The 12,120-nt window shown below is 71.9% G+C and carries 11 protein-coding genes; 6 read left to right on the forward strand and 5 right to left on the reverse strand.

The window, feature by feature from the left end; translation table 11 throughout:
- Positions 1-101: 101 nt before the first annotated feature.
- Positions 102-980, reverse strand: a complete 879-nt coding sequence (locus ACZ68P_RS28030; protein WP_471010955.1) for a hypothetical protein — start codon at positions 978-980, stop codon at positions 102-104.
- A gap of 280 nt (positions 981-1,260) precedes the next feature.
- On the opposite strand from ACZ68P_RS28030, the gene ACZ68P_RS28035 reads away from it, so the two are divergent.
- Positions 1,261-1,461 carry a hypothetical protein gene (locus ACZ68P_RS28035; RefSeq protein WP_471010958.1) on the forward strand — a complete coding sequence of 67 codons (201 nt, stop codon included), beginning with the start codon at positions 1,261-1,263 and terminating at the stop codon, positions 1,459-1,461.
- Positions 1,462-1,681: 220 nt separating this feature from the next.
- Positions 1,682-2,890, forward strand: coding sequence for an enoyl-[acyl-carrier-protein] reductase FabV (gene fabV / locus ACZ68P_RS28040; protein WP_471010959.1), 1,209 nt, complete (start codon positions 1,682-1,684; stop codon positions 2,888-2,890).
- A gap of 48 nt (positions 2,891-2,938) precedes the next feature.
- On the opposite strand, the gene ACZ68P_RS28045 is transcribed toward fabV, so the two are convergent.
- From ACZ68P_RS28045 to ACZ68P_RS28060, 4 genes are all read right to left on the reverse strand, one after another.
- On the reverse strand, positions 2,939-4,177 hold the full coding sequence (locus ACZ68P_RS28045) for a cation:proton antiporter (RefSeq protein ID WP_471011154.1): 1,239 nt from the start codon (positions 4,175-4,177) through the stop codon (positions 2,939-2,941).
- Positions 4,178-4,267: 90 nt separating this feature from the next.
- Positions 4,268-4,609: a DUF3140 domain-containing protein gene (locus tag ACZ68P_RS28050; RefSeq protein WP_471010961.1), complete on the reverse strand. Its 342-nt coding sequence runs from the start codon at positions 4,607-4,609 to the stop codon at positions 4,268-4,270.
- A complete protein-coding gene (locus tag ACZ68P_RS28055; protein ID WP_365716413.1) occupies positions 4,609-4,836 on the reverse strand; it encodes a hypervirulence associated TUDOR domain-containing protein in 228 nt (75 codons plus the stop codon). Before ACZ68P_RS28055 ends, ACZ68P_RS28050 begins: the two co-directional genes overlap by 1 nt.
- Positions 4,837-5,075: 239 nt before the next feature.
- Entirely contained in the window at positions 5,076-6,059 is a 984-nt protein-coding gene (locus tag ACZ68P_RS28060; RefSeq protein ID WP_471010962.1) for an aldo/keto reductase, read from the reverse strand.
- Positions 6,060-6,162: 103 nt separating this feature from the next.
- Between ACZ68P_RS28060 and ACZ68P_RS28065 the strand changes: the two genes are divergently transcribed.
- The 4 genes from ACZ68P_RS28065 to ACZ68P_RS28080 all read left to right on the forward strand — a co-directional run bounded on the left by ACZ68P_RS28065 (position 6,163) and on the right by ACZ68P_RS28080 (position 12,064).
- Entirely contained in the window at positions 6,163-6,750 is a 588-nt protein-coding gene (locus tag ACZ68P_RS28065) for a TetR/AcrR family transcriptional regulator (protein ID WP_471010964.1), read from the forward strand.
- A gap of 419 nt (positions 6,751-7,169) precedes the next feature.
- Positions 7,170-8,912: a hypothetical protein gene (locus ACZ68P_RS28070; RefSeq protein WP_471010965.1), complete on the forward strand. Its 1,743-nt coding sequence runs from the start codon at positions 7,170-7,172 to the stop codon at positions 8,910-8,912.
- A 335-nt stretch (positions 8,913-9,247) separates the two neighbouring features.
- The gene (locus ACZ68P_RS28075) at positions 9,248-11,059 is read left to right on the forward strand and encodes a serine/threonine-protein kinase (protein ID WP_471010968.1); all 1,812 of its coding nucleotides are present in this window, start codon (positions 9,248-9,250) and stop codon (positions 11,057-11,059) included.
- Between the two features lie 366 nt (positions 11,060-11,425).
- Positions 11,426-12,064, forward strand: a complete 639-nt coding sequence (locus tag ACZ68P_RS28080) for an HAD family acid phosphatase (RefSeq protein WP_471010970.1) — start codon at positions 11,426-11,428, stop codon at positions 12,062-12,064.
- Positions 12,065-12,120 lie beyond the last annotated feature (56 nt).

Genomic DNA, 12,120 nt, shown 5'->3' on the forward strand with positions numbered 1-12,120 from the left:
CGTGCCGGCGATGCGACCGGCCGACCGCCGTGCCCGTGCGGGCCGTCGGCGACCGGCGGCGTCCTCGGAGCCCGACGCCTCGGACCTCGTCGCGCCCCGGCTCAGCGCCCGGCTGCCGAACGCTGCTGCCGATAGGCCGCGGCGGGGTCGGAACCGTTGATGTAGTACCAGGGGAACTCGCTGACGCGGCCGTCCGTGACGCGGAAGCACTCGCGCGCCGCTTCGCGCTCCCCAGCCAGCGCGAAGGCCATGGCGAAGGTGTTGAAGACCTGGATCCACAGCCCTCGACGGACGAAGTCCGGATGCCGGATCGAGTGGTCGGCGGCATCCCGCAGCGACGCCCTCACCTCGGGCCGGCGCATGTAGGCGGCGTCGGCTCCGTCGTCGAGGGAGAGCCACTGCTCGAGGTGGGCGACGGCGACCAGCTGGCCCAGGAGCGTGCCGCCCGGTGCGCCGAACGCGGACTCGCGTGCGAAGGCGTGCATCTCCTCGTGCGAGCCGCCCCATTTGTCGCAGACCTGCTGCAACTGCTGCTGGTGCGCTCCCAGGTGGTGCGGGTCTCGCCGTACGGTCGCCTCGAAGCGGCGGCGTGCGACGGCCTGACCGACCTCGAGGCCGCGGCCGCTGGTCTGCAGGGCGTGCCAGGGCGAGGTCCACTGCGGCTCGCGTTCGGCGGCTTCGTACAGCCACTGCTCGGCGGTGCGCAGTCGTTCGTGGAACAGCTCGAACTGCCGGCGGGAGACGTCCTTCGCCCGGGCCCCCGTGCGGGCCTCCCAACCCCAGTTGACGTGGCGGACACCCGCCACGAGGCGGGGCAGCGCGGCCTCCGGTTCCGCTTCGAGGACGGGCGCGATCCAGTGCTCCACGCCGGCGGTGTCGCCCACGGCCCACAGCAGCTCCGTGCGGTCCTCGCTCTCGGGACGTGCTTCGAGCACGTCCCGCACCGTGGCCCAGTCCGCCGCCTCGGCGGCCTGTCGCACACGCCGTACCTCGGGATCGCCGGAATCCTTCTGTATCTGCGCGACGGGCCGTCCCGTCCACTTCCCCAGCGTGAGCCCCCAATCACGGAGCAACGCCATGTCCCCACCCCTTGTCATGTTCGAACGGGGAGGTCGATGATCACCCCGCCCCGTGGGTGTAGTGACTATCACGCGCCACCGACAATCGCACACCCGCATCCCCGGCGAACGGGCCTGCGGGGCTGCCCGCGGGGGCCTGGGAGAATCGCCGGGACCGTAGGACCTCTACAGGGGTGGAAACGTGACCGTTCTGGTGCTGCTGGGCGTCGTGGCGCTCGTCGTCGGTGGGTGCGTGTGCGTGGTGTGGGCGGATCGCGGCGGGCCCCGGTGGGCCCGCGCCGTGGCAGCCGGCACGCTCGCCGCCGGCCAACTGGTGCGCCGGACCGACCGGAACCGGCGCCGAGGCCTGGGCGGCGGCAACGGAGACTCGAGCGGGGACTAGCCCTGACCACGAAGGCACGCACCGGGCTGCTCGCCGGAAGCCGGCCGAGCTGCCGGGGCCGGCTGCCCGCCCGCGGCAGTGGAAACCCTCCAAGCCCGGCGGCTCATCCTTGTGCCGGTCAAGATCACCACGCTCCTCCGCGCACGCGCAGACTAGCGGGACGGGGTGGCCGAGGCGGCCGCCGCGCCCTTGTCCGTGACGACACCCGGGACACCACATCGTGAGCGAACGCGTCATCGTGCCCAAGAGCCGGGGCTTCCTCTTCCTCGACTCCCACCCCGGCGGCTGCCGACGCCTGGTGGAGGAGATGTGGCAGGCCGTGCCCGCTCCGGCGGCCCCCGGGGGCGAAGGGCCGGTGGCCCTGGTCATCGGCTCGTCCGCCGGGTACGGCCTGGCCGCCACGATCGCGGGCCTGGCCCGTGTCGGCATCCGTGGCATCGGCGTGTGCTTCGAGAAGGCGCCGGCGCGACGCACCGGCACGGCCGGCTGGTACCGCACCGCCGCCACCGCCCGGCTCGCCCGACAGCACGGGCGGGACATGGTCTTCCTCAACGGCGACGCCTTCGGCGACACCGTGAAGGAGCAGGTCGCCGACCTCCTCGTCGAGCGGTTCGGGGGACGGCTCGACTACCTGGTCTACTCGGTGGCCGCGCCTCGCCGTACCGACCCGGACACCGGCGAAGGGTACGCCTCGGTCCTCAAGCCGATCGGCTCGCCGTACACGACCAGGACGCTCGTCTTCGACGAGACCGGGGCCCCCGAGGTGAAGGAGGTCACCGCCGCGCCGGCCGAGGGCGACGACATCGAGCAGACCGTGGCGGTGATGGGCGGCGGCGACTGGGAGCGGTGGATCACGTTCCTGGCCGACCGGGGCCTGCTGGCCGACGGCTTCACCACGGCCGCCCTGTCCTACATCGGCTCGCCGCTCACGGCGGCGATCTACCGTCAGGGCACCATCGGCGCCGCGAAGGCCCATCTGGAAGCCACCGCACGCGTGTTGGACGAGCGCCTCGCGAAGACCGTGGGCGGCCGGGCGGTGACCTCGGTCAACGCCGCCGCCGTCACCCAGTCCGCCACCGCCGTCCCCGGCATCGCCCTGTACGTCGGACTGCTGCGCGGCGTCCTCGGCGACGCGATGGTGGCCCCGATCGGTCAACTGGTGGAGTTGTGGGACCGGCTGACCGGCGCCCGCCCCCTCGATCTCGACGACGAGGGCCGGGTCCGCCTCGACACCTGGGAACTCGACCCCGCCGTGCAGAGCGCCGTCGCCGACCGCTGGTCCACCGCCACCAGCGACACGATCGGTGAACTCGCCGACCTCGACTGGTTCGGTGACGAGGTGCGCCGCCTGTACGGCTTCTCCGTCCCCGGCTTCGACTACACGGCCGCCGTCGAGACCGACGTCCCCTGGCCCACTCCCGCCACCTGAACCCCGGCCTCCCCGGCCCCGCCCGCCACGTCCGGCGCGGTCGGGGTCTCAGGGCGGTGCGGGTGAGGTGCGCCGCAACCGGTCGAGGCGCCGGATGACCGGTGTCGCCGCGACGCCGTGCAGGACGACCGAGAGCAGGACGGTGAAGGCCACCACCGCCCAGAGCTGCCGCGCCTCGTCGGCCACCAGGGAGGTGCCGTGCCCGAGCGCGTACGCGAGGTAGAACAGCGAGCCGATGCCGCGGATGCCGAAGAAGGAGGTGACCGTCTTCTCCCTGGGCCCCGCGGCGAACCCGAGCAGGCCGAGCAGACCCGCGACCGGCCGGACGACGAGGACGAGGAGCACGGCGACGAGGGCACCCTGCCAGGTGAGGGCCGGCAGACCGTCCGTGACGAGAAAGCCTCCGAGGAGGAAGAGGAGGCACACGGTCAGGAGCCGCTCGATCTGCTCGGTGAACTCGTGCAGCACCCGGTGGTAGCCGTGGCTGCGCTCGGCCGCGCGGATGGTGCAGGCGGTCACGAACACCGCGAGGAAGCCGTAGCCGTGGAGCAGTTCGGCCGCGCCGTAGGCGAGGAACGTGGCGCCCAGGGCGACGAACCCCTCCATGTGCTCCGACAGCCGTAGCGCGTTCGCCTGCGCGCGGAAGAACATCCGGCCGAGCAGACGCCCCGCGACGAGTCCGACCGCCACGCCGGCGGCGATCTTGAACAGGACGTCGACGAGCAGCCACCGACCGATCCACTCGGCCGACCAGCCGTCGCCGGCCGCCGCCGCGAGGGCGAGGGCGGCCAGGACGAACGGGAAGGCCAGGCCGTCGTTCAGCCCGGCCTCCGCCGTCAGGGCGAAACGGACCTCGTCCTCGTCGTCTTCCGCGTCCGTGGGCTCTCCCACTCTCACCTCGGCCGCGAGCACGGGGTCGGTCGGTGCGAGGACGGCGGCGACGAGCAGGGCGAGCGCCGGCGGCCAGTCGAGCAGGAGGGCGGCGAGGAGGGACGTACCGGCGATGGTCAGGGGCAGGCTGATGCCGAGCAGGCGCCAGGGACCGGCCCAGGCGCGGCGGCCGAAGGGCCGGTTGAGTGCCAGGCCCGCCCCCATGAGCGACACGATCACGCACAGCTCGGTCGCGTGCTCGACCCAGAGCCGGTCCCGCACGGGATCCACCGTCGGCACGGGCAACGGCAGCGCGGCCACCATCGCGCCGGCGGCGAGGAACACCATCGGCATGGACAGGGGCCGCTTGAACACGAGCCTCGGCACGACGGCCGCGCCGAGCGCGCCCAAGCCCATCGCAAGGTAGACGCCATCGGAAAGGATCACCCAGCCCATCCTGTCCGAAACGGCCCTCTTCATGCGTGTCCCCCGACGCGGCCCGACGGGTCACTTCTTCGGGTCGTGGCCCCAGTTCATGAGGGAGTAGCGCCACCGGGTGTCGGTGACGTCGCCGCTCGGACGCTGCTTGACGTGGCGGTGGACGTAGCCGGTGACCTTGCGCATGTGCGCCAGGTCGTCGTCGCTGAGGTCGGCCTTTTTGGTGCGGAGGAGTTCGACGATGCGTCTGCCGGACGCGTGCCCGACGCTCTCGCCTCCGTCGCTCTGCCCCACGCTCCTGGACTCGTCCGTGGCGAGCCACTTCTCCAGCCGGCCGGCGGTCATGTTGACCGCCTCCTCGAAGGCGGAGACGATCTCGTCCCGGTCGTCGCCCTGCTGCTTGGCCGTCATCAGGAGCGCGAGCCCTTCTTACGCAGGGCGCCGGGCTTGTGCACGGCGGAACGGCCGGACTTGTCGCTCTCCACCTCGTACTGCGGCTCCTCCTTCGAGGCGTCGACGGTCCGGCCGGCTGCCTGGGTGCGGTCGGTGATCTTCTTCTTGACCTTGCCCGTCACGGTCTGGCCATGGCTCTTCCAGGACACCTTGTCCCCCTTGCCCAGGCCGTCCTTCTTCGACATCGCGTTCTCCTTCGGATTCCCGGTCACACCATCACGGCGACACGGCCCGAGGGGCCGTCGCCGAGGGTCCGCGAGGGAATGGGGACCCGGCGACCGTCGGCCGTTCCTAGAGCCCAGGGTGCTCCCGTACGCCCCGGTCCGCACGGGGAGGAGCGGCGGGATACGGCCGGGCGTACGCAAGGGGGCGGAGGCGGCTGGGCCGGTGCGCCGCCGGGGTGCCGAGCGCGTCGAGGTGAGCGTCAGCCGTTCAGGGAGTTCATCAGTTCGGGCGCATAGCGGTCGCCGGAGGCGATGCCGCGGGGGGCGACCGCCTCGATGGCCGCGATGTCGTCGGCGGTGATGGTCACGGCCGTGGCGGCGGCGTTCTCCTCCAGAAGGCCGCGGCGCTTGGTCCCGGGGATCGGTACCGCTCCCCGGTGCAGCACCCAGGCCAGCGCGAGCTGCGACGGGGTGACCGACTTCTCCTCGGCGATCCGGCGCACCCGGTCGACCACGGCGAGGTTGCGGGCGAAGTTCTCGCCCTGGAAGCGCGGGTCCGTGCGGCGGAAGTCGTCGTCGGCGAAGTCGTCGGGGCTGGTGATCGCGCCGGAGAGGAAGCCGCGGCCCAGCGGGGAGTACGCGACGAGGCCGATGCCCAGCTCGTCCAGCGTGGCCTGGACGCCGTCGGCCTCGACACCCCGCTCGAACAGGGAGTACTCGCTCTGGACGGCGGTGAGGGGGTGCACGCCGTGGGCCCGCCGGACCGTCGCCGCGGCCGCCTCGCTGATCCCGAGGTAGCGGACCTTGCCGGCGGTGACGAGGTCCGCCATGGCGCCGACGCTCTCCTCGACGGGGACGTTCGGGTCCACGCGGTGCAGGTAGTACAGGTCGATGTGGTCGGTGCCCAGGTGCCGCAGCGAGCGGTCGGCGGAGCGGCGGATGTACTCCGGCGTGCCGTTCTGGCCGACCATCTGCCCGGCGTCGGTGAACTCGATGCCGGTCTTGGTGGCGACGACGGCCTTCTCCCGGCGCCCGGCCAGCGCCTTGCCGATAAGTCGTTCGTTGAGGAACGGGCCGTAGCTCTCCGCGGTGTCCAGGAGGGTGATCCCGAGTTCGAGGGCCCGGTCGATCGTGGCGAGGGCCTCGGTCTCGTCGGTGGCTCCGTAGAAGGCGCTCATGCCCATGCAGCCGAGCCCTTCCGCGCCGACCTTCAGACCCTGGGTGCCCAGTGCGCGCTCTTGCATGTCGTCCACTCCGTCTCGTAAGTAACTAACTGGATAGTTCGAGCATGCGGTACGGAGACCCGGCTTGTCAATAACCAGATAGTTACTTGGTAGGGTGATCGTCATGGCACGGGACTCCAGCGCGACCAAGGCCCGCCTCCTCGACGCGGCCCTGACCGAATTCGCCGCCCACGGGATCGCCGGCGCCCGCGTCGACCGCATCGCCGAGGCGGCCGAGGCGAACAAGCGGCTCATCTACGTGTACTTCGGCAACAAGGAACAGCTCTTCGACCACGTCATGCAGCGGGCCCTGGAAGCGGGGGCGGCGTCGGTGCCGTTCGACGCCGAGGACCTCCCCGGGTACGCGGGCGCGATCTTCGACCACCTCAGCGGCCGGCCGGAGCTGATGCGACTGGTCCTCTGGAAGCAGTTGGAACGCCCGACGGCGGCCATGCCCGCCCAGCAGGACGCCTACGCGGCCAAGACGGACGCCTTGGCCGCTGCCCAGCGCGCCGGGCATGTCGACCCCGCCTTCGAGCCCTCCGACATCCTCACCCTGGTCCTCGCGCTCTCCCAGGCCTGGGTCTCGGCCGCGGGCGGGCCCGCCATGGAAGCCGACGGCTCGGTCTGGGACGAACGGCGCAAGGCCGTCCACCGGTCGGCGGTCGTGGAGGCGGTCCGACGCCTCACGGCTCCCCCGCCCCGCGCCTGACCGGGCCGCGCGAACCGGCGGGTGGGCGGGGCGCGCGAACCGGCGGGGGGCACGCGGGTGGGCGGGGCGCGACAGGTACGACAGGCGCGTCCGGGGAGCCGACGGGAGGTGCCGAAGGCGAGGGCACGGAGAGCGGCGGGGCAACCGGCCCGACGGCCAACGCCGGGTGTGGCCAGGTCGTTTCGGCTTCCACTTTCTCTCGGCGCCACCGGGTGCCGTGCATGCGCCGCCGCGCGGGGCGCAGTTGCACCGACGCGCCCGGGTCACGTTGCGGGATGCGCGACGGGGTAGAAGAGTGGGTCCTGTACACGCCTGCGCCACGTTGAGTTGTGGATCTCCGTGGCCCCGGGCCGTCGCCGCCCTCAGGGACGGGCATCACGGCGCCGAGAAGTCTGTGCCCAGCACACCTGGATCCGACCATGTCCAAGATCGCCCAGCAACACGTTCTCCGTTTCGTGGGCGCCTCCTGCTTGGCTGCGGTGCTCGCGCTGTCGCCAGGTCTGGCGAGCGCCGAGGCGGCATCCCCGGCCCGCGCCGCGGCGTTGGCCGCGGTACCCGCCGCACCGCCTCCGCCTCCGCCTCCGGGGGAGGAGGAGCAACCACCGTCGCCGCCGGAGGAGGAGCAACCCCCGCCACCACCACCGCCGGAGGAGGAGCAACCACCGTCACCGCCGGAGGAGCAGCAACCCCCGCCACCACCACCGCCGGAGGAGGAGCAGCCGCCGCAGCCGCCCAAGGATGAGGAGGAGCAGCTTCCGCCGGCCGAGCAGAACGCGGAGCTGCAGAAGCAGACGCCGCAACTGAAGCAGGGAGTGCAGGAACTGGCGAACCAGGAGGGCGCCTCCCCGGAGGTCAAGGAGACGGCGAACAATCTCAGCAGCACGCTGAAGGCGATCGAGGACCCGAACACACCGCTGGCCGAGCGGGTGACGCTCGCGAACATCGTCGAACAGTCGACCGATGTCCTCGCGACCGTCGAGAAGTCGGCCGCGCCGCCTGAGGTCAAGGCGACGGTCACCAACACCGTGAAGCAGTCGACGGACGTCCTGGTGGACGTCAGGGAGTCGAATGCCCCGGCGTCGGTGAAGGTGGCGGTGACGAACACCGTCGAGACCACCACGACCGTCCTGGTCGACGTCCTCAAGTCGAACGCACCGGCATCGGTGAAGATCGCGGTGTCCAACACCGTGAAGCAGTCCACCGACGTCCTGGTGGACGTGCTGAAGTCGAACGCTCCCGCGTCGGTGAAGGTGGCGGTGACGAACACCGTCGAGACCACCACGACCGTCCTGGTCGACGTCCTCAAGTCGAACGCCACACCGGCCGTCAAGGTGGCGGTCACCGACACCGTCAAGACGTCCACGAGCGTCCTGGTCGACGTCCTCAACTCCAACGCCCCGGACTCGGTGAAGATCGCGGTCACCAACACCGTGACGACCACCACGACCGTCCTGGTCGACGTCCTCAAGTCGGGCGCTCCCGCGTCGGTGAAGGTGGCGGTCACCAACACGGTGACGACGACCACGACCGTCCTGGTGAACGTCCTCAAGTCGAACGCCCCGCCCGCCGTCAAGGTGGCTGTCACCAACACCGTCAGGACCTGCACGAGCGTCCTGGCCAACGTCCTGAAGTCCAACGCCCCGGACTCGGTGAAGGTCGCCGTGACCAACACCGTGACGACCACCACGAACGTCCTCGTCAACGTCCTGAAATCCAACGCCTCGCCGGCGCTGAAGGTAGCGGTCACCAACACCGTCAAGACCACCACGAACGTCCTGGTCGACGTACTGAAGTCGGGCGCCTCGCCGGCGGTCAAGGTGGCGGTCACCAACACGGTGAAGACGACCACGAGCGTGCTGGTGGGCATCCTCGGTTCCAGCGCACCGGCCTCGGTGAAGGTCACGGCGACGAATGTCGTGAAGACGACGACGGAGATACTGGTCTCGTCCCTGAAGCCGGGTACGCCGCCCGCGCAGCAGGCCGCGGCGACGAACTTCGCGAAGCAAGTGAACGACACGATGAAGGTGGCCCAGAGCCCGGACTCCGCGCCCGCGCAGCGGACCGAGGCCACCGACCAGCTGACGAAGTGGGAGGACACGCTTCCCCAGTGCCTCCAGCAGAGCCCGTTCCAGGAGTGCGTGAACACCACCGCTGGACAGTGAAGGAAGGTGGTTCCCCCGTTCCGAGGGAACCACCGGACACGGTGCCCCCGGAGATCGGAGCCGGTGACACGGGAGCGGCCCCCTGTGGCGCACCTCGGGTGCGCCGCGGACGGGCCGCTCCCCCGCGCGTGTCACGAGAGGCGACGCGGGAGGCCCGGTCCATCGCGCCGGATCCAGGCCGCCACGAGCGGCTCACCATGTCCGCGCGTACGGGGTGGGCCGGGCCCGGCACACGGCGTGCCGACGCGCCTGGCCCCGGGTCGCCGGCCCGCCCCCGTCTCAGGTGTGACGCCCGGGGGACGGGGTGTCACCGGCACCGCCTACGATGACCGCCCATGAGTACGAGTGAGGACGGAAGACCACTGGTCGACGGGCGGTTCCAGCTGATCTCCCGGCTGGGCAGCGGCGGCATGGGCACCGTCTGGCGAGCACGCGACATCGCCCTGCACCGCGACGTCGCCCTCAAGGAGGTCCGTCCGCCCGACCCGGCCGTCGAGGAGGCCAACCCGGGACTCGCCGCACAACTGCGGGAACGGGCCGTCCGAGAGGCCCGCGCCCTGGCACGCCTCTCGAACCCGCACGTCGTGACGATCCACCACATCGTCGAACCGCTCGACGGCTCGCACCCGTGGATCGTGATGGAACTCGTCGAGGGCCGCTCGGTGTACGACCGGCTCGCCGAGGGCCCGATGCCCGTACCCGAGGTTCTCACCCTGGGGCGTCAGGTGCTGTCCGCCCTGCGCTCCGCCCACTCGGCGGGCATCCAGCACCGCGACGTGAAACCCGCCAACGTGCTGCTCCGTTCCGACGGTCAGGCCGTCCTCACGGACTTCGGCATCGCCGTCCTCAGCGAGTCGACGTCGCGGCTCACCTCCACCGGGGACCTGATCGGCTCGCCCGAGTTCATCGCCCCCGAGCGGGTGAGGGGTGAGGAGGGCAATCCCGCCTCCGACCTGTGGTCGCTCGGCATGCTTCTGTACGTGGCGGCCGAGGGCCACCACCCGCTGCGCCGCGCCACGAGCCTGGCGACCGTGGTCGCCGTCCTGGACGACCCGATTCCCGCGCCGGTCAGGTCCGGTGCCCTGGCGCCCGTACTCGAGCGGCTGCTGGTGCGCGACCCCGCGCAGCGTCCCGACGGGGCGCAGTTGGACCGGCTCCTGGCCGAGGCGTCGGCCGCGACCGGACCCGGAGCGCACGCGTCGGGAAGCGGGGCGCCGGCCGTCACACCCTCCACTCCACCGACCCCGTTCACGTCCGGCGCTTCGACACCCTTCGCCCCGTCCGGCCCGTCGTCCCCCGCCGGTCCCTCCCCCTCCGGCCCGTTCGGTGCGCCGTATCCCCACCCCGCCTACGCGCCGCCGGGGCAGCAGGCCTGGGGCACCCCGACCGTGCCCTCCCGCGCGGCCGCCGACGGCTTCGGCCCGCACGTCCCCTCCGCCGCCGTCGCCACACGCCCGGGCCGCCGCGCCGCCGTGATCGCCGCCTCGCTCGTGCTGGCGGCCGCCGCCGTGCTGGGCGCCGTGAAACTGATCCCGGACGGCACCGCCGACCCCGGGGCGAAGGGCGGCTCGACCCCCAGCCGTGACGTGGCCGGCACAGGCACGGGACAAGGGAGCTCCTCGGGCAACGGAAGCGGGAGCGCGACCGGGAGCGGAGGCGCCGATGGCGCGGATGCCTCCGACACCGCCGCGCCCCGCGGAAGCCTGCTCACCCCGGCCAACATCCGCACCGTGATCGAGGCGTTCCGCAAGGCCGGCGGCAGCACGACCATCAAGGAGCTGACGGTCTACGAGGAGTACGCCCTGGCCGCCATCCCGACCCGGCCCGGTGCGAAGACCTACGACGCGTACGAGTACCGCGACGGCGTCGCCCGCAGGACCGGCCCCGGCGGCACCATCAGCGCGACGGACGACCAGCCGTTCGACGTCGCCACCCTGCCGTGGGACAGCCTTCCGGCGCTGATCCAGCGCGGTGAGCGCGACCTGAAGGTGGAGCGTCCGACCATGCGCTACGTCATCGCCGACCGCTGGACCTTCAACGACGACCGTCCGACGCTGCGGTTCTACCTCATCAACGAGTACAACGCGGTCGGCTATCTGGCCGCCGACACCAAGGGGAAGGTCGTGTCGAGCCACCCGGCCTCCTGAACGCCGCCGGTGCCGGCCCGGCCCCTCACGAGTGCGCGTCGAGCTCCGCCACGATCGAAGCCGGCCCGTGGCCGCTGCCGTCCGACGTCCGGGGGAAGCCGACGAGACGAAGTTGCCGACGTCCAGCCGCGAGGCGCCCATGCGACGCCTCTGTGCGCGGTTTCGACCGGTACCCGGAGGCCGCCCCCTCGTGAACCGGCCCCGCACCTCGCCCTCACGACGCCGCCCCCACGCCCGCCCCCCACCGGGATGTCGGCGTCCGCTCAGAAAGTGGCTACCGACCGGTAGCCCTTTGGACGCCTACCGTCCAGTATGGGCCGCGAGCATGTCAACCAGTGAACCGGTCGACTCCTTGGGAGCCCCCACATGCCCTCCACCCCCCTCCGCAGACGCGCCGCCGCCGGCGCCACCGCGTCCGTCGCCTTGACCACTCTCCTCGTCGTCGGCCCGGCGCCCGCCGCCACCGCCGCCGAGACCCACACCACCCTCTCGTCGGCCGCCCTCGGCGGCGTGGACTACGCCACCTGGCGCCGTGACGTGGCGGCGGTCGTCGCCGAAGCCCGCCCGTACATCGAGGCGCGTTCGGAGGAGGCCGACGAGGAGAAGCAGGCGATCGTCCTCGACATCGACAACTCCTCCCTGGAGACGGACTTCCACCCCTTCTGGGAGCTGCCCACCCCGGCCATCGCCGACGTACGCGACCTGGTGCGCGGCGCGCACGACCGCGGAGTGGCCGTCTTCTTCGTCACCGCCCGTCCGGGCATCATCTACTCCCTGACGGACTGGAACCTGAAGCAGGCGGGCTACCCGGTGGACGGGCTGTACGTACGCTCGCTGCCCGACCTGTTCGGGCCGGTCAGCACGTACAAGACGGCGCAGCGGGCGGAGATCGAGGCCAAGGGCTACACGATCATCGCCAACATCGGCAACAACACCACCGACCTCGTCGGCGGCCACGCCGAGCGCACCTTCAAGCTGCCGGACTACGACGGCAAACTGTCCTGACGGACGTCGCCCTCGGCGGCGGCGCGGATCGTTCGCGCCGCCGCCGAAGGCGCCCC

Source organism: Streptomyces sp. NPDC036822 (assembly GCF_055609145.1).

Coding starts and splice junctions, on each gene's coding strand:
- ACZ68P_RS28045 (WP_471011154.1), bottom strand. CDS start 4,177: ATGGGCTTGGGCGCGCTCGGCGCGGCCGTCGTGCCGAGGCTCGTGTTC.
- ACZ68P_RS28075 (WP_471010968.1), top strand. CDS start 9,248: ATGAGTACGAGTGAGGACGGAAGACCACTGGTCGACGGGCGGTTCCAG.
- ACZ68P_RS28060 (WP_471010962.1), bottom strand. CDS start 6,059: ATGCAAGAGCGCGCACTGGGCACCCAGGGTCTGAAGGTCGGCGCGGAA.
- ACZ68P_RS28050 (WP_471010961.1), bottom strand. CDS start 4,609: ATGACGGCCAAGCAGCAGGGCGACGACCGGGACGAGATCGTCTCCGCC.
- ACZ68P_RS28055 (WP_365716413.1), bottom strand. CDS start 4,836: ATGTCGAAGAAGGACGGCCTGGGCAAGGGGGACAAGGTGTCCTGGAAG.
- ACZ68P_RS28070 (WP_471010965.1), top strand. CDS start 7,170: ATGTCCAAGATCGCCCAGCAACACGTTCTCCGTTTCGTGGGCGCCTCC.
- ACZ68P_RS28065 (WP_471010964.1), top strand. CDS start 6,163: ATGGCACGGGACTCCAGCGCGACCAAGGCCCGCCTCCTCGACGCGGCC.
- ACZ68P_RS28080 (WP_471010970.1), top strand. CDS start 11,426: ATGCCCTCCACCCCCCTCCGCAGACGCGCCGCCGCCGGCGCCACCGCG.